General features: G+C 72.8%; 17 protein-coding genes. 7 read left to right on the top strand and 10 right to left on the bottom strand.

Annotated elements, in window-relative coordinates:
• The first annotated feature begins 198 nt into the window (after positions 1-198).
• The 3 genes from fxsA to IW245_RS42265 all read left to right on the top strand — a co-directional run bounded on the left by fxsA (position 199) and on the right by IW245_RS42265 (position 2,878).
• Positions 199-390, top strand: coding sequence for an FxSxx-COOH cyclophane-containing RiPP peptide (gene fxsA, locus IW245_RS19400; protein WP_197004586.1), 192 nt, complete (start codon positions 199-201; stop codon positions 388-390).
• 71 nt (positions 391-461) lie between these two features.
• Positions 462-1,562, top strand: a complete 1,101-nt coding sequence (locus tag IW245_RS19395; protein WP_233473132.1) for an FxsB family cyclophane-forming radical SAM/SPASM peptide maturase — start codon at positions 462-464, stop codon at positions 1,560-1,562.
• On the top strand, positions 1,559-2,878 hold the full coding sequence (locus IW245_RS42265; protein WP_197004584.1) for an HEXXH motif domain-containing protein: 1,320 nt from the start codon (positions 1,559-1,561) through the stop codon (positions 2,876-2,878). Before IW245_RS19395 ends, IW245_RS42265 begins: the two co-directional genes overlap by 4 nt.
• Positions 2,879-2,883: 5 nt before the next feature.
• Here the strand turns inward: IW245_RS42265 and fxsT are convergent, their stop codons facing one another.
• The 4 genes from fxsT to IW245_RS19370 all read right to left on the bottom strand — a co-directional run bounded on the left by fxsT (position 2,884) and on the right by IW245_RS19370 (position 9,086).
• Positions 2,884-6,171: an FxSxx-COOH system tetratricopeptide repeat protein gene (gene fxsT / locus IW245_RS19385; RefSeq protein ID WP_197004583.1), complete on the bottom strand. Its 3,288-nt coding sequence runs from the start codon at positions 6,169-6,171 to the stop codon at positions 2,884-2,886.
• Positions 6,172-6,453: 282 nt separating this feature from the next.
• A complete protein-coding gene (locus tag IW245_RS19380; RefSeq protein ID WP_197004582.1) occupies positions 6,454-7,707 on the bottom strand; it encodes a phosphorylase family protein in 1,254 nt (417 codons plus the stop codon).
• A complete protein-coding gene (locus tag IW245_RS19375) occupies positions 7,704-8,237 on the bottom strand; it encodes a hypothetical protein (RefSeq protein WP_197004581.1) in 534 nt (177 codons plus the stop codon). Before IW245_RS19375 ends, IW245_RS19380 begins: the two co-directional genes overlap by 4 nt.
• A gap of 15 nt (positions 8,238-8,252) precedes the next feature.
• Complete coding sequence (locus IW245_RS19370; protein WP_197004580.1) at positions 8,253-9,086, bottom strand: hypothetical protein; 834 nt, start codon at positions 9,084-9,086, stop codon at positions 8,253-8,255.
• Between the two features lie 123 nt (positions 9,087-9,209).
• Between IW245_RS19370 and IW245_RS19365 the strand changes: the two genes are divergently transcribed.
• Entirely contained in the window at positions 9,210-9,902 is a 693-nt protein-coding gene (locus tag IW245_RS19365) for an NUDIX hydrolase (protein ID WP_197004579.1), read from the top strand.
• A 95-nt stretch (positions 9,903-9,997) separates the two neighbouring features.
• Here IW245_RS19365 and IW245_RS19360 read toward each other — a convergent pair whose 3' ends face one another.
• The 3 genes from IW245_RS19360 to IW245_RS19350 form a co-directional block, all read right to left on the bottom strand.
• Complete coding sequence (locus tag IW245_RS19360; protein WP_197004578.1) at positions 9,998-11,299, bottom strand: sporulation-delaying protein SdpB family protein; 1,302 nt, start codon at positions 11,297-11,299, stop codon at positions 9,998-10,000.
• On the bottom strand, positions 11,293-11,802 hold the full coding sequence (locus tag IW245_RS19355) for an SdpA family antimicrobial peptide system protein (protein ID WP_197004577.1): 510 nt from the start codon (positions 11,800-11,802) through the stop codon (positions 11,293-11,295). Before IW245_RS19355 ends, IW245_RS19360 begins: the two co-directional genes overlap by 7 nt.
• Before the next feature lie 67 nt (positions 11,803-11,869).
• Positions 11,870-12,469, bottom strand: coding sequence for a sporulation delaying protein family toxin (locus IW245_RS19350; RefSeq protein ID WP_197004576.1), 600 nt, complete (start codon positions 12,467-12,469; stop codon positions 11,870-11,872).
• A gap of 183 nt (positions 12,470-12,652) precedes the next feature.
• Here IW245_RS19350 and IW245_RS19345 point away from each other — a divergent pair, with 183 nt between their 5' ends.
• Positions 12,653-13,099 (top strand): hypothetical protein, encoded by a 447-nt coding sequence (locus IW245_RS19345; protein WP_197004575.1) that lies wholly within the window; start codon positions 12,653-12,655, stop codon positions 13,097-13,099.
• On the opposite strand, the gene IW245_RS19340 is transcribed toward IW245_RS19345, so the two are convergent.
• Positions 13,080-15,974, bottom strand: a complete 2,895-nt coding sequence (locus IW245_RS19340) for an AfsR/SARP family transcriptional regulator (protein ID WP_197004574.1) — start codon at positions 15,972-15,974, stop codon at positions 13,080-13,082. The genes IW245_RS19345 and IW245_RS19340 overlap by 20 nt on opposite strands.
• Before the next feature lie 75 nt (positions 15,975-16,049).
• On the bottom strand, positions 16,050-17,555 hold the full coding sequence (locus IW245_RS19335; protein ID WP_197004573.1) for a DUF885 family protein: 1,506 nt from the start codon (positions 17,553-17,555) through the stop codon (positions 16,050-16,052).
• A 53-nt stretch (positions 17,556-17,608) separates the two neighbouring features.
• Between IW245_RS19335 and IW245_RS19330 the strand changes: the two genes are divergently transcribed.
• A complete protein-coding gene (locus IW245_RS19330) occupies positions 17,609-19,114 on the top strand; it encodes an aminotransferase-like domain-containing protein (RefSeq protein WP_233473133.1) in 1,506 nt (501 codons plus the stop codon).
• Positions 19,115-19,548: 434 nt separating this feature from the next.
• Positions 19,549-20,862, top strand: coding sequence for a sugar transferase (locus IW245_RS19325; RefSeq protein ID WP_197008588.1), 1,314 nt, complete (start codon positions 19,549-19,551; stop codon positions 20,860-20,862).
• Here the strand turns inward: IW245_RS19325 and IW245_RS19320 are convergent.
• Positions 20,859-23,444, bottom strand: coding sequence for a non-ribosomal peptide synthetase (locus tag IW245_RS19320; RefSeq protein WP_197004571.1), 2,586 nt, complete (start codon positions 23,442-23,444; stop codon positions 20,859-20,861). The genes IW245_RS19325 and IW245_RS19320 overlap by 4 nt on opposite strands.
• Positions 23,445-23,452 lie beyond the last annotated feature (8 nt).

Genomic DNA, 23,452 nt, shown 5'->3' with positions numbered 1-23,452 from the left:
GGAGGGTGACTGTTCCCCTCTGGGAAAGTATCCGTCGCCGCAGTATCGTACATAGACGGGCATGACTCAGGATCTGTCCGCCGGGCCTATCGGGAGAGGGCCCGTTCTCTGACCCCTACGCCCTTGGGTCGCGCGTCGTGGGCGGTGCGACCCGCGCACAGTCCTGGGCTGCCCTGTCTTCTAGTAGGAGGCCAGCGGATGCGTGACACCACCGGCGACGAGGTCGTCCTGGCTGACCAGGACGAGGTCCTGATAGACGTGACGAAGCTGCCCCTGACCGAGCTGCTGGCCGTCGGGGACACAGTGCTGGCAGGCGCGTTGCGTCGGGTGCTCCGGGAGTTGGACAGTCCGATGGACGTCAGCGCTGGCTTCTCGAGCTATCAGCGATGAGCGGGCCGGCGGCTGACACCGGTGACCGTGCGCCGCCACCGGGCTGGCGGCCCACCCCGTTCGGTGAGTTTGTGCTGAAGGTGCACCAGCACTGCAATCTGGCCTGTGACTACTGCTATGTGTACACGATGGCAGACCAGTCCTGGCGGGACCGCCCGGCGATGATGTCGACGCCGGTGTGGACCGCGGCCGTCCGGCGGGTGGCCGAACACGTCACCACCCACCGGTTGCCCGCGGCGACGGTCGTCCTGCACGGCGGCGAGCCCCTGCTGGCGGGCACCGCCCATCTCACGGGGCTCGCCGCGGCCCTACGCCGGGCGGTGCCGCCCGACACCCGGCTCGGGATCTCCGTGCAGACCAACGGCGTCCTGCTCACGGAGCCGGCTCTGTGCGCCCTGACCGACGCCGGGATCCGGGTCGGGGTGAGCCTGGACGGGCCGGACCCCGACAACGACCGCCGTCGCCGGCACGTCGACGGCAGGGGCAGCTCCGCGGAGGTGCGCCGGGCCCTGGACCTGCTCGCGTCGTCCCGCTACCGGCCGTGGTTCACCGGCGTGCTGTGCACGATCGACCTGGACGCAGACCCGGTCGCCTGCTACGAGGCGCTGCTGGAGTCCGCCCCGCCCGCCGTCGACTTCCTGCTGCCCCACGCGAACTGGACCTCCCCGCCACCGGCCGGCGCGCCCTACGGGGAATGGCTGGTCCGGGTGTTCGACCGGTGGTATGACGCGCCGGTCAAGGAGGCCGGGGTGCGTTTCTTCGAAGAGATCATCCATCTGGTACTGGGCATGGACAGCCGCTCCGAACAGGTCGGCCTCAGCCCCGCGAACATGGTCGTGATCGAGACCGACGGCGCGATCGAGCAGGTCGACTCCCTCAAGTCCGCCTACCCGGGAGCCGCCGCCACCGGCCTGTCGGTCCTGACCGACCCGCTGGACGCGGCACTCCGCCACCCCGGGGTGATCGCCCGCCAGATCGGGCTGGCCGCGCTGTGCCAGGAGTGCCTGGCCTGCCCGATCCACCTGATCTGCGGCGCCGGCCACTACGCACACCGCTATCGGCCGGGCACCGGCTTCCACAACCCGTCGGTGTACTGCGCGGACCTCCTGCGCCTCATCGGTCACGTCCACCACAGACTCGGGACGGACCTGGCCCGTCGGGACGTCGGGTGATCGCCCGGCACCGGATCTCGCCCGAGGCGCTGGCGGCCCTGCCGTCGGGCGGCAACCCCGGCAACGTCATCGGCACCCTCCGGGACGTCGCCCACAGCGACAACCGGCTCCTGTTCCGCTTCCTCGCCACCTCCGAACAGGGGGTGTCGCCGACGGCGGTCGAGCTCCTGGTCGAGGCCGACCGGGTCGAGCCGGACGTCGTGGGACACCTGCTCGCCCAGCCCTGGACCGGGGCGTGGCTGACCGGGTGCGCCCGGCACCTGCGGGAGAAGACGCCGATGTCCGCCGAAGTGCACGCGGACCTGGCCCACCTCGGAGCACTGGCCGCCGTCGCCGCGACCCGCGCCGGTCTCGATGCCGACGTGGAGACCAGCGTGCGCGGCGGACTCGTGGCGTTCCCGGACCTCGGGGCGGCGGCCGTCAACGCGCCGGAGTTCAGCCCGGCCCGGATCACGGTGCGCGGCGAGGCGGTCACCGTGACCACGGTCGACGACAAGCTGACCCTGCCCCGGGACCTGGACGAGGAGACCGGGCGGTGGTATCCGCTGCGCCGGCTGCGCGCGGACTGCGACGGCCGGCGGCTGACCGTGGTCCTCGACGACCTGGACCCGTTCCGGTCCTGTCACGGCCATGCGGTGTCGGGCCGGATCAGGCCGGCGGAGTTCGCCCGGTGGCAGGCGATGTTCCAGGAGGCCTGGCAACTTCTCGTCCGGCACGTGCCGTGGCGCGCCGACGAGGTGGCCGCGGGAGTGTCGTCGATCGTGTCGCTGACCCGGTACGCGGACGGACCGATGCTCAGCGCCACCAGCCGCGACGCGTTCGGAGGACTCGGGGTCACCCACCCCGACGACGCGGTTGCTCTCGCCTCGGCCCTCGTCCATGAGTTGCAACACTCGAAGCTCTACAGCCTGCTCCGGATTGTTCCGCTGTACGAGACGGCAGGTTCCGAGCTCTACTTCTCCCCGTGGCGCCGCGACCCGCGACCCCTCAAGGGGCTGTTCCAGGGGGCGTTCGCGTTCCTCGGCGTCGCCGACGTGTTGGGCCAGCTCCGGTCGAAACCTGGTGTGGGCGATGCGGTGATCCAGGAGTTCGCCGATGTCGGAGAACAACTCGCCGACGCGATGGACACCCTGGACGGCTGCGGGCTGCTGACGGCGGTGGGTGCTGAGCTCGTGGCCCGGATGCGCTCCGCACTCGGCAGGCTCGTCGATCCGCCCCTGCCGGCGGACGTCGTCCGGCGGGCGCGGGAGGCGTTGCGTGCCAACCGGGACCGCTGGCGGCGCGTGAATCCAGAGGTGCCGCCGTGGCTCCGGTGAGTGGCTCAGATCGAGGGTGCCTCGATGTCGCACTCGACCCGTTGCTCCTGCCGCGCCTGCACCGTGTCCGGGTGATCCGGGCCAAGCAGCTCAGCCAGTTTCGCCACGGCGTCGGAGTGCAGCCGCTCACCGGCCGCAGTGTCGCCGGTCGCCTGCATGTCCAGAGCGGCGTTGACCTGACACGCCAACGTGTACGGGTGCACGCGTCCGCGTACCCGGATGGAGGCTTCCAAGGTGGTCGTGCTGAGTTCCCGCGCGGCGTCCAGCTTGTGATCGTTCGCCAGGTTGTTCGCGACACTGTTGGCGGCGCACAGCGTGAACGGGTTATCCGAACCCAGCGCTTCGAGCATCACGTCGTAGGTCATGGCGTCCCGTTGCCGTACCGCCCGGCGGTCGCCGGTGGCCCGGAGGATGATCCCCAGGTTGACGGCCGCCATCAGGGTCAAAGGGTGCCGGGGATGGAATGTCCTCGCGTAGGCGTCCACCGCCTCCCTGGCCATAGTGAGTGCCCGCCCGAACTGGGACACCGACCGAAGGACATTCGCGTAGCTCATGGTCGCTGCCAGTGTGTTCTGGTTGTCGGGGCCGAAGTGCGCATGATAGGCATGATGGAGTTCCCGAGCCTTGCTGGCCGCCTCGTCGTACCGCCCCGTCTTACGGAGGCAGATCACTACCGTGCGGTTCGCGATGAGGACGTGATTGTGGTTCGGCCCCAGCGCGGCGCGGTGCTTGGGTAGCGCTTCGCTCTGAAGCTTCAGCGCCTCTTCGTACTGACCCAGGCGGTAGAGGTCACGAGCCAACTTGCTCACGGACCACAAGGTACTGGAGTCGTTGCGCCCCATGGTTTCCTGTTTGAGACGAACCACCTCGACATCCATCTCATGTGCGCCCTTGAAGTCGCCGAGTGCGTGCTTGGCGGCCGAGACATTGGTCTTCGCACTGAGGACGTATTCGTTGTTCTCGTCCCGGTAGACCCGGCGCGCCCGTCTGAGGTTCTCCTCATCACGCTCTAGCGCCGTGTGGAAATCGCCCTCGATGCGGAGGATGGCACCCACGCCCAGGCCGACACTGACAGTGTGCTCATGGTCCTCGCCGTATTCGGGGCTGCGCCGGAGGCGGTCGAAGGTGTCCTCGAGGATCTGGCCGGCCCGTTCGTGGAAGCCGAGTTCGCGTAGCGCGTTGGCCAGGTGGCGGTTGGCCAGGAGGGTCTGGATGTGGTCGTTGCCGAGGCCGCCTTCGGATTCCGGGGCCGACCAGCGTTGGGTCGCGCGTTCGGCGAGTTCCCGGCTGGCCCGGTAGTCGCCGGTGATGTAGAGGTAGCGCATCTGGTCGAGGACGACCTGTCGTGCGTCCTTCCAGGGCGCACCGATGAGGTCGGCCGGTTGGATGTTCGGCCCGATCTCCGCGTGTGCTTCCCAGGTCCGGTTCTTCTCGGGGTATCCGGGGTTGGCGGCGGCGAGGATGCGGCGGACGTTGGCCAGGGCCGCTTCTTGTCGGTCGCCCCGAAGCTCGGTGCGAAGGACCATTTGCACGAGGCGGTGGACCTGAAGTCTCTGGCGGTTCGGGTCGACACGCGCGAGGCTGTGGTGGCCGAGTTCGCGGATGGCCCGACCCATCTCGATCTCGTCGTTGAGGGCGGAGGCGAGCGGCTCGGTCACGTGCGCGCCACGTCCCGCACGCAACGAGTCGGCCGAAATCGGATCCGGACTCAGATAGGCGAACAGCTCCAGCAACTGACCGGCTGCGGGCACGCTGCCAGCCCGCAACTTCTCCAGCGCCACGCTGAGGATCGCCGACATCGTGGTGGGGTAGTCCGAGGACTTCTCGCGCATCAGCTCGTCGAGGCGAGCCTCCAGGAGTTCGACGTACCGACCGACAGGCATTCCGGTGTTGCGCAGCCAGCCGGCGGCCTGGGCCAGAGCCAGGGGAAGGTCGCCGAGGCGTTCGGCGAGCAGGTCGGCCTCGTCCTGGGTGATGCCGGTGCTGCGCTTGCCGACGAGTTCGATGCTTTCGGTACGGTCGAAGACCGTGACCTCGATGCCCTTGTAGACGTCGGCCCACTCCCGGTTGCGGGAGGTGATGATGACATGCCCACCGGCGGACGGCAGCAGTTCGCGGATGTCGGCGTGTTCGTCGGCGTTGTCATAGACCAGCAGCCAACGGCGGGGCGAGGTGGCCAGGGCGTCGAGCACGGCCTTGGCTGTGAGATGCATGTCCTCGTTGGGCTGCAGGGCCAACCGTTCGCCCAGCATCGCCAATGAGGCTCGAATCATCGAGGACTGTTCAGCGGAGATCCACCACACCAGGTCGTAGGACTCGGCATGTTGGTACACGTACTCCGTGGCGATCTGCGTCTTTCCCACTCCACCCATGCCGAAAAGGGCCTGGGGAACCACGGCGGCCTTCGAGTAGGTGACGAGTTGTTGGCGCAGCTCGGCGATCATGGTGTCGCGCCCGGTGAAGTCGAGATTGCGCGACGGCACCCCGCCCCGGATCGGATCCGGGCTCTCGACGGTCTGGGTGGACGTGATCACGGTCGTGCGGTTCACTTCGTCCCCCAGCGGCGGAGCTGCACTCTCAACTTCTACGTTGATAGTGTTATCAAGAATTGTCCCAAAATACTGTGACTCGCTCAAAATCATGCCCGGTGGGGGTTCCCCAAAATGAAGGCTGAGGGTTGCGCACAGGCGTTTGAGGGCCACGGACTCCAGGCCGCCGGCCAACGCGGTCTGCACGATCCACCGGTGAAGATCATCGGCAAGGTGTGAGTTGTTCGCGCCGTGGGCGAGTCGGTCGATCCAGGCCAGCAGCGGCGACAATCCGCCTCGGGAGGCGACCGAGGCCTCTGCCCGTTTGATGACGGTCACCGTGTCGTGCCAGTCGACGGGCTTTCCCGTGGGTGGGGTTCCGATCCGGTCGTGGAACGTGTCGCGCAGCAGCGTCAACTCGACCGCGGCGATCAGGGGAGCCAGCGCGTGCCGTTCGTCCGGAGTCAGGACCAGCGGGTCCAATTCCTCGATCAACGCGTCGATCTCGGCGACGGCGGAGTGTTCCGGGTTGAGTTCCTTGACGATCGCGAGCAGGGCGTCGAGGGTCTCGCGATCCTCGCAACACGCCTCGAGCAGGAATCGGATGGCCCACCGCGGGGAGGCGTGCGACCTGATGGTCAGAGGGCGTTCGAGACTCGACTGGAGATAGTCGATGTGGAACTGTCGTACCTCTGAATCGTGAAGGTCCTTGATTTTGAAGAGGGTTTCGGCCAGCCTTTTCTTCAACTCGTTGGAGATCTTCACGCCAGCAACCGGTCCACGAGCACACCCAGGGTATAACGCTGGGCGGGGGGCAACCGCTCAGGATTGACTGGTAACCGACACTTCGCGAATCGGGGCGTGATCACCTGTGGGCACCACCCATCCCGGAAAAGGTTGTGCGGCGAGGCTCCACGGTATCGCAACCCGTCGATGGCCGGGACCCCTTCCCAGATACTGATCCGTTGGCACGAAAGGGGAACTGTCCGACCCGGAGCGGGGCGGACAGTGTTCCCGACGCTATAGATACCACAATGGAGTATCGGGTTACTCTCCCGGTTGCGCCCGGTCCGGCCAGAGGCTCTCGATGAGGCGGACCGCCTGGGCGGACGCCACCGACTCCTCCGGCACGATCATGCGCAGGGCCTGCAGGAGTCCGGCTCTGCCCGCGCGGTGCTGCGCGCAACTGCGGACGATCGCCGTCGTGTGGATCAGTGCCCGTGGGCTGTGCGCGACGGCGAGGGCGATCCCCCGGGGCAGGCACGCCACGAACGCCCGCCGGTCGCCCTCGTCGCGCAACTGTTCGATGTCCAGCAGCGCGTCGACGATCAGCCTCAGACTCTCGTGCGACAGTTCGGCGGTCATCGCCGGGGCGGGGGCAGCAGGCCCCGGGAAAGGGTGGCACGCGCCCAGCAGGGACCGGACGTAGGCGGCGGCGGCCAGTGCGGCGTACGGGTGCCACAGGTCGTTTTTGGCCCCGTCGCAGTAGTCGGCGATGCCGCGTACGGCGTACCACTGGGCGGAGCGGAGTGCCGCGCCGACGGCGATGCCCGAGGATTCCATTTCCACGGCGCGGATGCCGTGCCGGGCGGCGAGCGCGTCGCGGCGGACGGCGTCGCGCAGGAGTCGGTCGGCGCTGCCGATGGCGGCCCGGTGCACTCGGGGCAGGCCGGGGGTGCGGCCGTCGTCGGGGTGGTGCACCACCTGGCCGGCGCGGCGCAGGACGTCGGTGTCGGCGGGTGGGCGGGCGAAGCGGGCCGGGAGGGTGTCGCCGGACAGCCACGACTCCCAGGGTCGGTCGCCGCCGAGTTCGCCCGTCTGCAGTTCGCGGTCGGCGCGCAGCAGGTCGGTGGACAGGCCGCTGACCGCCCGGCGGAGGTGGTCGGCGCCGTCGACGGTGCGGACGTGGTCGAAGTCCACGACGCCGCCGGTGGCGGAGATGACGTCGCCGAGGCGGACGTGCCGGTCGGGGGCGGCGGGGGCCGGGACGCCGCCGGCGATGCCGGCCATGACCACGCACCGCACGCTGGGGAAGCTGCGCAGCAGGTCCGCGCAGATCGCCGCTGCGTTGCGGGTGCCGTCCTCGGGGAGCACGGTGACGACCACCCGGTGCGGCCGGCCCGGATCCGAACTCGACAGCCAACCGGACTGGTAGTGGTTGCGGTCGTCGTCGACCGTGCGGGTCCGCAGGTCCTCGACCACGAGACGCATCGCGGCGTACTCGACGGGCAGTGCAGTGACGATGCCGACGCTCACCGGGGCCATGGGCCATTCTCCCACCACTGTGGAGTGTGTGTTCATGTCCGATCCCCGACCTGGCGGACCTCCGAGTAGCCCACGATCTGGGCGACCAGCGCCGCGACGCCGGCGAGTTCGACGGCGGCCAGGGCGTCGAGGAGTGCCGTGCCGCCGTCGGAGAGCGTGTAGCCGAGCGGGGCCAGGAGGGCCGGCAGGCAGAACACGAGCAGGTTCGCCGCGAGCTGGCCCACCTTTCGGGACCGGGCCCCGCGGCCGGTCCGGTGCACGGTCTCCCAGGTGAGCACCTCGCCGTCGACGATCCGGGTCAGCTGGGGCGCGATCACCGAGGTGATGTGGGCGCGGATCGCCGACACCTTCTGGTCGTTGGCGACGAAGTTGAGGCCCAGGACCAGGGCCAGGGGCGGCCACAGGAGCAGGAGGGCCGGCGAGTGGGCCTCCAGCGCGGCGCCGCCGACCGCGACCATCGCGGCGACCGACGCGCACACCAGGTTGTCGCGGGTGGCGATCCGCAGGCGCTGTTCCTGCTTCAGGTGCTCGTACTCGCAGATCAGCAGGGGGGCGTTCGTGGGCATGGGGTCGGACTCCTCTCAGGGCTGGCGCGGGCGGTCCAACTGCCGCCGGTGCAGTGCGGTGACGGCGGCCAGCGCCCAGTCGACGACCGCGACCCGGTGCGCGGAGCCGAGGTCGGCCAGGGCGCGGTAGTGGCCCAGGGCGATGTCGTCGGTGACGAGGAGGTCCACCTCGACCAGGAGCCGCACCGCCGCCAGCGGCCGGCCGTTGACGATCCGCAGCCCGGCGTCGGACACCTGGCACGCCGCCACCCGCAGCGCCTCCGCCAGGGCCCGCAGGTCGGCGGGCGGCAGGCCGGTGGAACCGGACGTCGGCAGGGAACGGGCGGCGATCAGGAGGCGGTGCAGGGCGCGCAGCCGGCGGCGGGCGTCGCGGTACATCTCGGCGGCCAGCGTGCTCATCGGGTGACAGCCGGCCTCCGCGAGCATGGGCGGGGACCGCAGGCTCGTACCTCCGAGGCCGTGTTCCGGGGGTGTGGCGGCGGCGAGGACGGTGGCGGCGGTGACCACATCGGCGCGGTCGCGGGTGTGGGCGAGCAGGGCGGTGCGCGGCTCCTCGACGTCGAGCAGTCGCCGCATGTCGTTGGCGACCATGGCGCGGGCGGCGACGGCGTCCCCGGACTGGCCGGTGAGACGGACGATGGACCGGCGCACCCCGGACGCCGCCCGGTCGATCCGGACCACGGCGTCGACGACGTCGCGCGCGCCGGCCCGCAGCGCGGAGCACGCCGACGGCCGCGTCGACGCGAGAACCGTCCGCACGCTGGCCAGCAGGGCCTTGCGGGCCCGGCGGCGACGGCGCAGCACGCCGCCGAGGATCAGCGCCAGCGCCAGGGTCACGGTTGCGGGCACCCACCATCCCATCGCCCTCGCCTCCCACCTTTCGTCAGATTGACATGAATGATTGCGTCAGCCTGACGATAAAGGATGGCCGAGTTCTCGTCAAGGAGACGATTAGTCGGCTAACATGTGGGCATGAGTAGACGACCGCCGGCCACTGTGGCCGTCACCGTGGATCTGGTCGTACTGACCATCCGGGACGGGGGACTGCGCGTCCTGCTGATCGAACGGGGAAACGAGCCCTTCCGGGGCGAGCCGGCGCTGCCCGGCGGCTTCCTGCGGCCCGAAGAGGACCTCGACGCCGCCGCCGCGCGCGAACTCGAGGAGGAGACCGGGCTGCGGGGGCTGCACCTGGAGCAGATCGGCGCGTACGGCGCCCCGGACCGCGACCCCCGCCAGCGGATCGTCACGGTCGCGTACCTGGCGATCATGCCCGACCTGCCCGAGCCGCTGGCCGGCAGCGACGCCAGCGGGGCGGCCTGGACGCCGGCCGCCGAGGCCCTCGACGGGCGAATCCGGCTCGCCTTCGACCACGCCGACATCCTGGCCGACGCGGTCGAGCTCGCCCGGACGAAACTGGAGCAGACCACCCTCGCCACGGTGTTCTGCCCCGCGGAGTTCACGATCGCCGAACTCCGCGGGGTCTACGAGACGGTCTGGAACACCGACCGGATCGACCCGCGCAACTTCCACCGCAAGGTCCTCGGCGCGGAGGGCTTCGTGGAGGCGACCGGTGAGCGGCGGGCGCTGGAGACCGGCCGCCCGGCGAGCCTGTACCGCCGGGCGGGGGAGGTGCGGGGGCTGTACCCGCCGATGCTGCGCCCCTGACCGCCGGCGTCGGCGTCGACGCCCCGGTGACGACCGGCCGCCCCGGGACGCACGTCACGCCCCGGGACGCCGGTCGCGGCGCGTGCCGACCGGGCTCAGCTGTCGCTGACCGCGCACGCCGCGGTGCCGCCCGGCAACCGGTGCCGGTGGGTCGCGACCAGCCGGTAGCCGGCGCCCGCCGCCCAGCTCCCGGGCGGCCCGGCCATCACTCGCCCGACCACCGGCCAACCGGACCGGCAGCGCCCGGCGAGCTGGGCGAACACCGCCGCGCCCGACAGCACCCCGCCGTCCGGCCGGAGCAGGTGGACCGCGTGCCGGACCCGGTCGGGGGTGAGCCCGTACACCGGAAGGTCGCACGACTGCCACGGCGCGAAGTCGATCTCCCCGGCCGCTTCGGGCCGCAGGCGGTCCCGGACGAACCCGATCGACCGCGCGCAGAACCCGCAGTCGCCGTCGTAGAGGACCACGGCCGGTCCCGCGGGTGACGCCGTGACCCGTCGCAGCGCCGCCACGACCGCGGCCGGCCACCGCAGGTGGTGCCCCACCGGCAGCAGCGCCAACAGCAACCCGCCCGCCATCGCCGCGTAGAAACTCACGAGTCCCATGTGCAGCGCGATGAAGCAGTGGAACACCAACCCGCAGCACAACAACGCCCGCCGAGGCCCGGGCCCCAGCAGGATCGCGACCGCCAGGGCGAACTCGAGCGCCATCGAGCCCCAGGTGAGCGCCGCGACCCCGGCCGGTGAGGAGGTCAGCACGTCCATCGCGGGGCGCAGCCAGGGCGGGGAACCGAAGGTGGGGTGGCGCGACCAGTAGTACATCGCGGTGCCGTCCGCCCACTCGCGGACGCCGAGCTTGGCCACGGACGCCTGGAGATACAGGCCCGCCATCTGGATCTGGATCAGCAACAGGCTGACCCGGGCCAGGACCTGCCCCGTTCCGGGTGCCGCCGGAGCCGGCCGGTCGTAGGACGACCAGTGCCACCGCCGCGGGTCGGTCAGGCAGATCGGGAGGAGGAGCAGGGTGAGGACCGCGCTGATCTGGTCGCCGCCGTCGATCAGGGGCACGTTGACGACGACGCTCCACGCCACGTACCAGTGCGGGACCGCCGTCCACCGGGGACGCCAGCCGCCGGCCGCCAGCACCAGGACCGCGACCGACAGCCACCGGCCGACCGCCAGGTCCGGGGCGACGCACCACAGGCCGAACTGGGCCGGACCCCCGCACACCGGCGGGATCACGCCGTCGGCCAGTGGGGACATCAGCGCCCGCGGGTCGGTGGTGACCAGGGTGCCGAGGGTGCCCAGCGCGATCAGGGTGCGGGCCAGTCCCACCCCGGACGACCACACCGGGACCGCCAGCCGGGGCCGGGCCCACCGGCCGAGCCGGCTCAGCATGTCACCCTCACCCGGGCCACCCGCGACGGCATGGTCGTGGCCAGGTCGCGCCAGGCCCAGGGCACGGCCGCCTGCGTCACCAGACCGACGTCCCCGCACACGGTGCGCAGATTCGACCCGTTGGCGACGGTCGTCGCGGCGGTCGCCTCCGACAGGCACGCGGACGGGGCCCGGTCGCAGTCCCGCCAGGCGTCGGGGGACACGCGGGCCAGCAGGAGGGCCACCTCGGTGCCCTGGGCGCGGGGCGCCCGGTCCAGGCCCATCAGGTGCTTCGGCTGGGCCAGGGGGCCCGGGCCGAGGTCGTGCCACGTGCCGTCGTCGTCGTGCCGGTACACCAGGGCGTCCTTGCCGCGGGGGCTCTTGGTGAAGAACGCCCAGCCCTGCGGCACGAGATCGCGGACGGTCGTGGTGTCCGGCCCGGGCAGGTGCAACGGGCTGGCCGGCAGCGCGGCGTGCAGCACATAGGCCACGAGCAGGACCGCGCCCGCGGCCACGGACGCCACCCGCCGCCCCGTGGCGGTGTCGGGATCCCTCGGTGCGGTGGACGCCACCGCGCCGCCGGCCGGCACGCTACTGCCCGGCCCGCAGGCCGCGGGCGATGTCCGCGACCAGCATCTCGCGCCGGAGACCGACCTGACCGGGGACGGTCGGCGTGTACACGCCGCCGAGGTCGAGGCCGCCGTAGATCGTGCCGAGCTGGGCGCCGAAGTGGGAGGTGAGGCTGAAGTCGCCCATCCGCGCCATCTGGTTGTTCGCCCAGGACTGGTTCGTGTAGCTCACGGCGGCCGACACGCCCGCGGACCCGGACCTCGCGTCGAGCACCTGGCGCGCCACGTCACCGAGGTCGGCGAGACCCTGGGCGACCTGGCGGGGGTCACCCGACCGCATCTCCCGGACGAACGTGGCCGACCAGGCCGGGTCGGCGGACACGGCCCGGTCGATCCGGACCCGGGCGTCGCGCAGCTCGGCCGTCCACGCCGTCGGGGCCCGGTGCAGGCCGGCGAGCGCCCTGGCGGCGGGGCCGTCGTTGAACAGCAGCCCGTCGGCGATCTGGGCGGCGGTCCACCGGGTGGACGGTGCTGCGGACGCGGTGCCGGCCTGCGCCGCGGCGAGCGTCAGGCCGACGGCGGCGGTCAGTCCGACCGCGACCCATGTGCGTAGCTTCCTCATGAGACCTCTTCTCCACATCGGACCCGTCCTGTGACGGGTGCCGCGCACAGCCTCGGTCGGTCCGGTGGCAGCCGGGTTGCGGTCCGGTTGTGCGCCTGGTCGGAGCACGTCACAACCGGGCTGCAACCGTGATCTGGTATCCATGGGCGACGGCGACGAGGCCGCGGAAGTCTGGGAGACACGATGACGAAACTGTTGCGCCGGCTCGGACTGGTACTGGTCATGGCGACGGGGCTGGCCGCGGCACAGCTCACCGTCCAGGCCGGACCGGCCCAGGCCCAGTGGCCGCCGCAGGTGCTGCTCAGCGGGATCTGCGAGGACGGCACCGACCCGTTGCCCACGGTCAGCAGGTGCGGCTTCGTGGTCACCTACACCCCGGTCCGGATCCAGGGCGCCTACTTCGAGGTGAGCACCCGGGCGGGCAGCGCCACCCCGCAGCAGGACTTCATCCCGCTGAACTACGCGCGGGTCTCCGTCGCGCCGACCGCCAGCCGGAGCTTCATCGCCGTGGAGATCGTCAACGACGGCGTCTGCGAGCAGCCGGAGACGTTCACGCTCGTCCTGTCCGGCGGCGTCCTCGGGCGCAGTGTCGTGCGGACCTCCCGGGTGATCACGGACGCGGACTGCTGACCCGGGCGGCGAGCTCCGCCAGGTTCGCCCGGATGGCGGCCTCCTCGTGCGGGTCGGGGATCCGGGTCCGCAGCGCCAGGGCCCGGTGCAGGTCGCGCTCCGCCCCGGCCAGGTCGCCGGTCCGCAGCCGGGCCGCGCCCAGGTTGTTGCGGATCACGGCCTCGAAGTGCTCGTCCCCGACATCGCAGCTGATCTCCTCGGCGGCGTGCAGGTGGACCAGCGCCGCGTCCGGCTGGTCGAGCCGCAGGTGGGTCAACGCGAGGAGGTTGAGGGTCTCGGCCTCGTTGCGCCGGTCCCCGATCCGTCGGCGGGCGGCGAGCGCCTCGCCGAACCGGTCGAGGGCCGCCGGCAGGTCGTCGGCGTAGAGGTGGGCCTGGCCGATGCTGTTGAGCACCCCGGCCTCCAGCCGGGCGTTGCCCAGCTCCCGGCCGATCTCCAGCGCCTCGGCCAGGTGCGCCAGCGCCCGGTCGGTGTCGCCCAGTTCGGCGTGGGCGTAGCCGAGGTTGTTGAGCGCCAGGGCCACCCCGACCGTGTGCCCGTGGGCCCGGTGGCCGGCGAGGGCCTCGCCGGCGACCTCGGCGGCCTCGGCGAACCGGCGCAGGCCCAGGTACGCGACGGCCATGTTGTTCAGCGCCACCCCCTGGCCCCGGTGGTCGCCGACCGCGCGCATCCGGACCAGGGTCTCGCGCAGGTGGCCCAGCGCGTCGTCGAACCGGCGCAGTTCGACACAGGCGACGCCGAGGGTGCTGTACATCAGGCCGGCGGCGGACGCGTCGCCCAGCCGTTCGGCGGCGGCCAGGCCCAGCCGGCACAGCTCGACCCGGTCGCTCCACTGTCCCCGGTACTCGAAGAACCCGGTCAACAGGTAGGTCAGCTGCCACGCCGCGGTGTCGTGCCCGTGCTCGACGGCGTGGCGCACCACCGGGGTCATGTTCGCGTGTTCGCCGTCGAGGTAGCCGAGGATCTCCGCGTGCCCGTCGCCGAACGGCAGCGTCGCCGGCGGGTGCCGCAGGGTCGGGGTGACCCGGTCGCGGGCCCGGCCGATCACCTGGTTCGCGGCGTGCGCGACGGCCAGGTACCAGTCCAGGAGGCGGGCCGGGTCGATGTCCGGCTCGTCGCGGCGGGCGCACTCGGCGGCGTACAGCCGGATCAGGTCGTGGAAGCGGTACCGGTCGCCCACCGGCACGATCAGGTGCGCCGCGGCCAGCTCGGCGAGACAGGGGCGCGCGTCCGGGCCTGTGAGCGCCGAGGCCAGGTGCGCGTCGAAGGTGGGCCCCGGATGCGTGCCGAGGTGCCGCAACAGCCGGGCGGCTCCGGGGGACAGTGCCCGGTAGGCGCTGGCGAACACCGTCCGCACGCTGCGGGAGTCCCCGGGCACCGACAGCTCGTCGAGCCGGTCGCCGGTGCCGAGGTCCGCGGCGAGCCGGCCGATCGACTGGCCGGGGTCAGCGGCGAGCTTCGCCCCGGCGATCCGCAGCGCCAGCGGCAGCCCGTCGCACAGCCGCACCAGCTCGGCGGCGGCACCGGGTTCCGCCCCCACCCGGTCCGGCCCGAGCACCCGGCGCAGCAGCGCGAGCCCCTCGGCCGCCGACAGCACGTCGAGGCCGACGAACGCCGCCGCGTGGTGCGTGCCGAGCGCCACCAACCGCTGCCGGCTGGTGACCAGCAGGAACCCGGCCGCGGTCGCCGGCACGAGTGGCAGCACCTGGTCCACGTCGGCGGCGTTGTCCACCACCACCAGGATCGGCCGGGCGTGGGTGAGGGAGCGGTACAGCCCGGTCAGGTCCGACAGGTCCGTCGGGATCCGCTCCCCGGCCACCCCGAGCCCGCGCAGCAGGTGCCCCAGCGCCTCGCCGGGGGCCAACGCCGTGTCCGGGTCGTGTCCGCGCAGGTCGAGGAACAGCTGTCCGGCGTCGAACCGGGCCGCGACCCGGTGCGCCCAGTCCACCGCGAGGGCCGTCTTGCCGACCCCGGCCGGCCCCGACAGCACCGCGATCCGCCGCTCCGGGCCGGCCACGAGCCCGTCCAGGGCGGCCAGCGCCTCTGCCCGGCCGGTGAAGTGGCCGACCGCCGCCGGCAACTGGGCCGGACCGGTCGGAACGGGTCGCGCCGGGTCCAGTGCCGGGTCGCGGCGCAGGATCGCCGTGTACCGACCCTGCAGGTCCGGCCCCGGGTCGACGCCGAGCTCGTCGGCGAGGTGGGCGCGCAGCCGCTGGTAGGCCCCGAGTGCGTCGGCGTGCCGGCCGGACCGGTACAGGGCGAGCATGTACAGGCCGACCAGCCGTTCCCGCCCGGGCCGGCCGACCAGCAGCCGGTCGAGGTCGCCGACGGCCGCGGCGTGCCGGCCGAGGGCCAGCTCCGTCTCCCACAGGTCCTCCGTGGCGGCCAGGCGCGCCTCCAGCAACCGGGCGGCCTCATCGGCGGCCCAGCCGGCCGGGGCGGCGTCGGCGAGCGGGTCGCCCCGCCACAGCGCCAGGGCCGCCCGGAACCCGGCCGTCGCCGCGGCGTGGTCCCCGGCGGCGAGGCGGTGCCTGGCCGCGGCGACCCGGTCGTCGAACCGGTGGGCGTCCACGCCGGTCCTGGGCAGGGCGAGGGCGTAGCCGGCCCCGCGGGTCACCAGCAGGTCCGGCAAGCCGCTGTCGGCGAGAGCCTGGCGGACCCTGGCCACGTGGCTGTGCAGGGTCTTGACGGCCGTCCTGGGTGGATCCTCCCCCCACAGCGCGTCGACGAGCCGGGCCTGGCCGACGGGTACGCCGGCGTCGAGGGCGAGCATGGCCACCAGTGCGCGTTGCCGGGTGCCGGCGAGCGGTACCTGGCCCCCGGGTCCCAGGACCTCCACCGGCCCGAGCACCCGGACCTCGGCATCGGAGCCCACGGTCGTCCCTCCATTCTGCGGCGTATGCAGCATGGTGCAGCCCCCGGCACGACCGTCGCAACCGTCAGCGCGACGTCACCCCCGGGCGACCGCCGTGCCGAGCAGGCCGATCGGCGGCGCGCCCAGGTCGAGGAGGGCCCGGTGGAACCTGGCCAGGCTGAAGCCGGCCCCCCACCGCGCCCTGGCCTCCTCGCGCGCGTCCAGGATCGCCCACTTGCCCCACGTGTAGGAGATCGCGAACGGATCGCGCAGCAGCCGGTCGGCGGCGGCCCGGGCGGCGGGGCCGGCCATGAACGTGTCGGCCTCGTACCGGCGGACCACCTCGTCGAGGGTCATGGTGGCGGTCTGCACGCCGATCGCGCACGCCAGCCGGGTGATCCGCAGCAGCGCGTCCCGGGCGACGCTGGCGGCGAACCGGGGGTCGTGCGCGCGGAAGCCCTCCTCGACGGCGAGCTGTTCGCAGTAGTGCGCCCAGCCCTCGGTGAACGGCTCGGAGTGCAGGGTCCTGCGCACGTCCCCGGCGGCGCGGCGCAGGGACCGGCCGTGCGCGAAGTGCCCGGGACCGGCCTCGTGCACGGCGATGTTGGCCAGCCCGGAACGGTTGTACATCTGCAGCCACTGGGCCCGCTGGTCGGCCGGCCAGGCCGGATCCGGCGGGGTGATCCGGAACCACGACGGCCCGTCCGGCTCGTAGGGCGCGGCGCCGGTCATGGTGGCCACCTGCCAGGACTGCTCCGGCGCCGTCGGACCGACCCGGCACTCGCCGTCCAGGTGCGGCACGAGGCCGCGTTCGGCGGTCCACGCCGTCACCTCGGCGACGAGTCCGGTCGCCAGGTCCAGCACGCCGGCGGCGTCCGGGTGGTCGTCGAGGATCGTGGCCATCGTGTGCCGGGCGGGGGACCGCGGGTCGATCCGCCGGCACGCCTCCGTCAGGCGGGTCCGCCACGCGTCGCGTTCGGCGTCGGCGCGGGCCGCGAGCCTGGCCAGGTCCACCGGCACCGCCTCGGCCGCCGACGCCAGCCGCGCGAGCCGTTCCCCGCCGCCGGCCACGCCGGGCCCGCCGGTCCGCGCCGCCCGTTCCAGGTGCGCCACGAGCAGATCCAGGGCCCTTTTCGGGTACTCGTCCCCCTCCGCCACCTGGCCTCCCAGTCGCCGGGCCGCCCCGAGCGCGTTCCCGGCCAGCGCCGCCGGCACCCGGTCGAGGGCCTCGATCGCGGCGTCCACGGCGTCCGGCCACGCCTTCAGGTGCGCCCGGCGGGCCTCGGCGCGTTCGCCGGCCGGCGCGTAGTCGCGGTCGTAACAGGACAGGTCCAGGTTGTCCAGGTGCGGGGCCGGGTTGACCCGGTGCAGCTCGTACTCCCCGAACCGGACCCGGGCCGACTCCTCGAACGCCGCCAGGTGCGCCTCGTCGTGCGGATCCGCGAGCGGCGGCCCGCCCAACGCCGCCAGCGCGCCGCGCACGCCGGCGGGGGACAGGTCCTGGACCCGCCCGTCGTACTCGTGCCGTCCGGCGTCCGTCCGGACCGCCGGCAGGTTCAGGTCCGCGACGGCGCGCAGCCGCCCGGCATACTCTGTGATCATCTCCCCAGTCTCGTCACGGAGCGTGGCGGGCACCCGAGCCAATGGAGCCTGAAGTGGACCGGTCCCGGGGTACCGCGGACCTGATCGAGATCCTCGGCGACTGGGCCGGCCCCGGCCCGCTGTACCGGGCGCTGGCCGGCGCCGTCCGCCGGGCGGTGCTCGTCGGGGACCTCGTCGCCGGGGACCGGCTGCCCGCCGAGCGCGAGCTGGCCCGGGCGCTGCGGGTGAGCCGAGCCACCGTCGCCGCCGCCTACGACGCGTTGCGGGGCGCGGGCGTCCTGGACAGCCGCCGGGGCAGTGGCAGCCGAATCAGCGCCGGACGGCACGGCGGGGCCGGGGCTGACGACCTCGGGCGTTCCGGCCGGGCCGAGGGCGGCGGCACCGCCTGGGGCGAGGGCGGCACCGGCTGGGGTGAAGCTCACGCCGGCCGGGTCGAGGGCGGCACCGCCACCGCGCTCGTCCAGCGCCTCGTCTCCGGGTCCTCCGGCATCCTCTCGCTGGCCAGCGCCGTGGACCCCGGTGCGCCGGCCGTCGCGGAGGAACTCGCCGCCGTCGCACGCGAGGACCTGCCCGGGCTGCTCGCCGACGCCGGGTACCACCCGCACGGCCTGCCCCGGCTCCGCGAGGCGCTCGCCGGGCACTACCGCGCGGCCGGCCTGCCGACCAGCCCGGACCAGATCGTGGTCACCACCGGCGCCACCCAGGCGATCAGCCTCGCCACGGCCCTGTACCTGCGCCGCGGTTCCCCGGTGGTCGTGGAGTCCCCGAGCTGGCCGGACTGCCTCGACACGTTCCGTGCCGCGCGGGCCCGGCTGGTCCCGGTGCCGCTGGACGGGGAGGGCGCGCGGGTCGACCGGCTCGCGGCGGCGTTCGGCGACCGGCCGGCGCTGGCGTACCTGATGCCGACCTTCCACAATCCGACCGGCACCCTGATGTCGGCGGCCCGGCGCCGGCGGATCGGTGAACTCGCCGCGCGGCACGGGGTGCCGGTGCTGGAGGACAACGCCTACTCCGCGCCCCTGGACGACGCCCCGCCACCCGCGCCCCTCGCCGCGTACGCGCCCGCCGACGCCGCCGTGCTCACCGTCGGCTCGCTGACCAAGTCCGTCTGGGCCGGCCTGCGGGTCGGCTGGGTCCGGGCCCCGACGGAGACCGCCGGCCGACTGGCCCGGCTCAAGGCCCGCACCGACCTGGGCAGCCCCGTCCTCGACCAGGCCCTCGCCGCGCGGCTCCTGCCCCGGCTGCCCGACCTGGCCGCCGCCGGCGCCGCCAGGGCCCGGCTGCGGCTGGCGCACCTGGAGGGCCTGCTCCGCGACCGGCTGCCGGCCTGGCGGTGGACGCCCCCGGACGGCGGCTCCGCGCTGTGGGTGCTGCTCCCCGACACCGACGCCCGGGTGTTCGCCCAGGTCGCGCTCCGGCACGGGGTGGAGGTGGTGCCCGGTGCCGCCACGGATCCCGACGGCGGGCACGGTTCGCGGATCAGGATCCCGTTCACCCTCGACCCGGACGTCCTCACGGAGCTGGCGGCCCGGCTCGCCCGCGCCTGGGCCGACCTCTGAGCCATTGCCTTTGATCTCCGGGCCGGGCCAGGGTGGTCCGTGGAGGTCGAGGTGAATTTTCAGCGAAGAAGGATCTCAAGACAGTCACACCAGCCCGAATGGCTATGGCAGTGGTTTCCAGCTGGCTTTATGCTGTCGTCTGGCCGTATCCCTGCTGCGGCCGTAACGGGGAGCTCTACTTGAAAAAATCACATTTACCACCTATCGGGGAAATCGCCAGTGCGTTCCCCGTCCAGGTGACGTCTGACCGGAACGCCGCGCCGCCCGCCCACAGGGCACCGGCGCCCCAGCCTCCGGCGGCCGTGGCCCCCGCGCCCCGCGCCCCTTCCGGGGACTCGGGACGATCCGGCCCGCCCAGGACGTCGGACACCACGGTGGTGCTGCCCTACATCGCCTCCCGCGCCTCGAAGAGCACCCGCGGGCTCCGGGGCTGGATGATGGCGGCTCCGGTGGACGTCGCGGCGTTGCTGACGCCGCTGCTCCTGACGGACAAGTTCTGGAAGGGCACGATCTTCGAGGCCGGACTGGCCGTCGTGATCCTCGGCCTGGGCGGCCTGTACAGCGGCCGGCGTCACATGAGCATCCTCGACGAGCTGCCGACCCTGTGCGGCCGGCTGCTCGCGTCGGCGGCGATCGTGGCCATGATCGCGGCGCTGCGGCACGAGGAGGTCGAGCACGTGGCCGCCTTCATGCGCGGGGTCGCCCTGTCCTCGGTGCTGGTGCTGTTGGGTCGCGCGGTGACCCGCTCGGCGGTCGTCCTCGCCCGCAAGCGCCGATGGGTCGAACACAACGCGCTCGTCATCGGGACCGGTCCGATCGCCGTCGACCTCGCCCGGGTGCTGCGCCGGTATCCGGCCTACGGCCTGCGGTTCGTCGGCCACGTCGACGACCCGCCGGCCACGGACACCGGCGCGCGGCCACCGGTGGTGGACACCATCGCCAACCTCAGGCGCGCGATCGAGCTGACCGAGAGCGACGTGGTCATCATCGCCGACCACCAGTACCCCGAGGCCGCGCTGATGGAGACCATCCGGGCGGCCGGGGACGCCGGGGCGCACTGCGACATCTGGGTGGTGCCGCGGCTGTGGGGCTCGCGCTCCGGCAGCAGGCTGCCCGACCACATCGGGGCCATCCCGGTCGTGCACATCCGCGACTCGGCCCTGTCCGGGCCCCGCTGGATACTCAAGCGCCTGACGGACATCGTCCTCTCCTCGCTCCTGTTGCTGATCCTCAGCCCGATCCTGCTGGTGGTCGCGCTGCTCACCCTGCTCGACGGCGGCCCGGGCATCCTGTTCCACCAGGAGCGGATCGGCCGGGACGGCAAGCCGTTCCAGGTCATCAAGTTCCGTTCCATGCGACCGGTCAACGAGGCGGAGTCGCAGACGAACTGGTCGATCGCCCACGACAAGCGGGTCAGCGTCTTCGGCCGGCTCATCCGCCGGACCTCGATCGACGAGCTGCCGCAGTTGTGGAACATCCTCCGGGGCGACATGACCATCGTCGGCCCGCGCCCGGAGCGCCCGTACTTCGTGGAGAAGTTCGCCGCCGAGTACCCGGGTTACGCCATGCGCCACCGGGTACCCGTCGGACTCACCGGCCTCGCCCAGGTCAGTGGCCTGCGGGGCGACACCCCGATCAGCGACCGGGCCCGGTTCGACAACTTCTACATCGAGAACTGGTCGCTGTGGCTCGACGTGAAGGTGGTGTTGCGCACCATCGCCGAGGTGTTCCGGGGCGGCGGGCGCTAGACGTCCGACAGGGTCGGCGGGGCGGTCGCTCCCCGCCGTTGGAACGCCTCCCGGGCCGCGGCCAGCAGCACGGAGGCCCTGTCGGTCGCCAGCTGGTAGAGGGCGCCGACGGCGATCGTGCCCGCCGTGACGACCAGCGGCCCACCGGGTACGCCGGCCAGCGCGTCGCCGATGCGCGGGTAGATCTGCCAGTGCGTGAGATAGACGCACAGCGAGCTGGCCGCGACCACACCCGCCAGCCGGTTCAGGAGGCCCACGCTGGGCACGGCCGGTACCCACACCAGGAGCAGGACGCCGGCGGCCACCAGGACGTCCTCGCGGGGGTGGGTGAAGAACCCGGGGACCGCCAGCACCACGATCGCGGTGAGAACGGCCCGCTGCCAGTGCCGGGTGGCCCGCGCCGCGGCCCACCCGACCGCGAACAGCCAGAAGATCACCGCGGGATTGGCCCACCGGTCGAACCCCTCGGGCTCGACGAGCCGGGGGATGGCGAACGGGCTCGGCGGCGCGGGGACGAGGTCGTACCGCACCAGGAGACCGGCCAGGGCCAGCGCGAGGGGCACGGCGAAGGGCCACCGGCGCTCCCAGCGGTCCACCACCGGCAGGGACATCAGCGCCGTCGCGCCCAGCGTGATCGGCACCAGCGCCTCGACGAACCAGTACTCGCCGCCACTCGCGAACGTGCTCGGCCACGCCCGGTACCCGCAGGCGACGATCGCCAGCCAGATCCCCACGACGCCCACGATCCGGCCGGTGCTCCACAGCGCGCGGCGGACCCGCTCGCCCCGGTTCCCGGCCGTCAACGGGAACCGGGCGAAGTTGTACCCCGCGACGCCGAGCAGGATGTGCGCGCCTCCGGCCAGCCAGAACAGGGTGATGTGCGTGCCGACCACGAGCACGATCGAGACCGCCCGCAGCGCCGTACTGGTCTCCAACCACCGCACCCGCGACCGTGGCGCCCGGCTGACCTGTCGGAGCTCCCCGATCGACAGGGTGTGCCACGCGGTGGGCAGGTGGCCGAGGGCCCGCTCGAGCCTGACCGACGTCGTGACGTAGGAGAGCGAGTCGCCGCCGAGGCTGACGAAGGAGTCGTCGTCCCCGACGTCGGAGACGCCCAGGGCCCGGCTGTAGAGCGCCTTCAGATCGACGCTCTCCCGCGCGGGCTGGTCCTCCCAGGTCGCCGGCCGCGACTCGGCGGCCAGTCTCTCCACCGCCGGATAGTCGGGCTTGCCGTTGCCGAGCCGGGGCAGTTCGGCGACGGGGAGAACCCGGATCACCCGGGCGGGCAGGCCGACCTCCCGCGCGATCAGCTGCCGGACCCGGTCGGCGTCGATCGTCGCCGCCCCGCCAGCCCCGGCGATCGCGACCACGAGTTCCTCGTCGTCGCCGACGCAGATCGCCCCGGTGCCGTGGTCGGCGAGCAGTTCCTCGATCCCGTGCGGGTCGACCCGCAGCCCGAACAGTTTGAGGAACCGGCTGCGACGACCCACGATCTGGTACAGGCCGTGCGGCCCGAGTCGGGCGATGTCCCCCGTGCGGAGTTCCTCCTGGGTCCGGCCGCGGGCGAGGTCCGCCGGCCCGTGGGCGTAGCCCAGCATCACGTTCGCGCCGTGGTAGACGAGTTCACCGGTGTCGTCCCCGGGCCAGTCCGGCACAGGATCCAGCCGGAACCGGCCACCCGGCACCGGCACGCCGACGCACTCCGGGTGTTGTGGGGCCAGGGCCGGGGGCAGGTAGGCCATCCGCGCTGTCGCCTCGGTCTGCCCGTACATGACGAACAGCTCCCAGCCGGCGCGCCGGCCCAGTTCGGCGTAGCGGCGCACGTCCGCGGGGGCGAGCCGGCCGCCGGCCTGGGTCACGTATCGCAGGTCGGGCAGGGCCATGGCGTCGAACCCCACCCGGTCGAGCAGTTCGAACGTGTAGGGCACGCCGGCGAACGAGGTGGCGCGACGGGTCCGGAACAGCTCCCAGAAGCCCTCGTCGGAGACCGAGAGCCCGGTCAGGACGACGGCGGCGCCCCGCGACAGGTGGCTGTTGAGCACCGACAGGCCGTAGCAGTAGTGCAGGGACAGGGTGGTCGCGGCCCGGTCGTCGTCGCGGAGGGCGAGGTACTCGGCGATCGACGCGGCGTTGGACCGCAGATTGTCGTGCGAGAGGCGGACCAGCTTGGCCGAACCCGTCGAACCGGACGTGCTCAGCAACAGGGCGAGATCGCGGTGCAGCTCGTGCCGGCCGACCGCCCGCCGCTCCTCGACCAGCGGGCGGTCACCCGACCCGTCGATCACGACGTCCGGGTCGTACGCCGAGGTCATGGCGTCGACACCCCCGGCGGCGGTGAGCAGGACGGGACTACCGGAACTCAGCGCCGCCAGGTACGCGACCACGGTGCCCACCGTGTTGGCGGCCCCGAGCAGGAGCAGCCGCCGCTGCCGACCCAGCACCTCGGAGAACTCCGCCACCCGCCCGGCGAGGTCCGCGTACGTGACCACCTCGTCGGCGGTGAGGAGAGCCGGCCGGTTCCCGTGATCGGACAGCTGGCGCGCGAAGGGGACGAACCGCTGACCGGGCACTGGTGTCGACACAGTCGGAG

Origin of the sequence: Longispora fulva, from assembly GCF_015751905.1 — a bacterium.
Classification (GTDB): Bacteria; Actinomycetota; Actinomycetes; order Mycobacteriales; family Micromonosporaceae; genus Longispora; species Longispora fulva.
This window is presented reverse-complemented; position numbering and strand designations above follow the sequence as displayed.

Bases quoted from the DNA above. Each gene is read 5' to 3' on its own strand.
- fxsA (WP_197004586.1), top strand. From the start codon at position 199: ATGCGTGACACCACCGGCGACGAGGTCGTCCTGGCTGACCAGGACGAG.
- IW245_RS19380 (WP_197004582.1), bottom strand. From the start codon at position 7,707: ATGAACACACACTCCACAGTGGTGGGAGAATGGCCCATGGCCCCGGTG.
- IW245_RS19375 (WP_197004581.1), bottom strand. From the start codon at position 8,237: ATGCCCACGAACGCCCCCCTGCTGATCTGCGAGTACGAGCACCTGAAG.
- IW245_RS19365 (WP_197004579.1), top strand. From the start codon at position 9,210: ATGAGTAGACGACCGCCGGCCACTGTGGCCGTCACCGTGGATCTGGTC.
- IW245_RS19360 (WP_197004578.1), bottom strand. From the start codon at position 11,299: ATGCTGAGCCGGCTCGGCCGGTGGGCCCGGCCCCGGCTGGCGGTCCCG.
- IW245_RS19350 (WP_197004576.1), bottom strand. From the start codon at position 12,469: ATGAGGAAGCTACGCACATGGGTCGCGGTCGGACTGACCGCCGCCGTC.
- IW245_RS19345 (WP_197004575.1), top strand. From the start codon at position 12,653: ATGACGAAACTGTTGCGCCGGCTCGGACTGGTACTGGTCATGGCGACG.
- IW245_RS19335 (WP_197004573.1), bottom strand. From the start codon at position 17,555: ATGATCACAGAGTATGCCGGGCGGCTGCGCGCCGTCGCGGACCTGAAC.
- IW245_RS19325 (WP_197008588.1), top strand. From the start codon at position 19,549: ATGATGGCGGCTCCGGTGGACGTCGCGGCGTTGCTGACGCCGCTGCTC.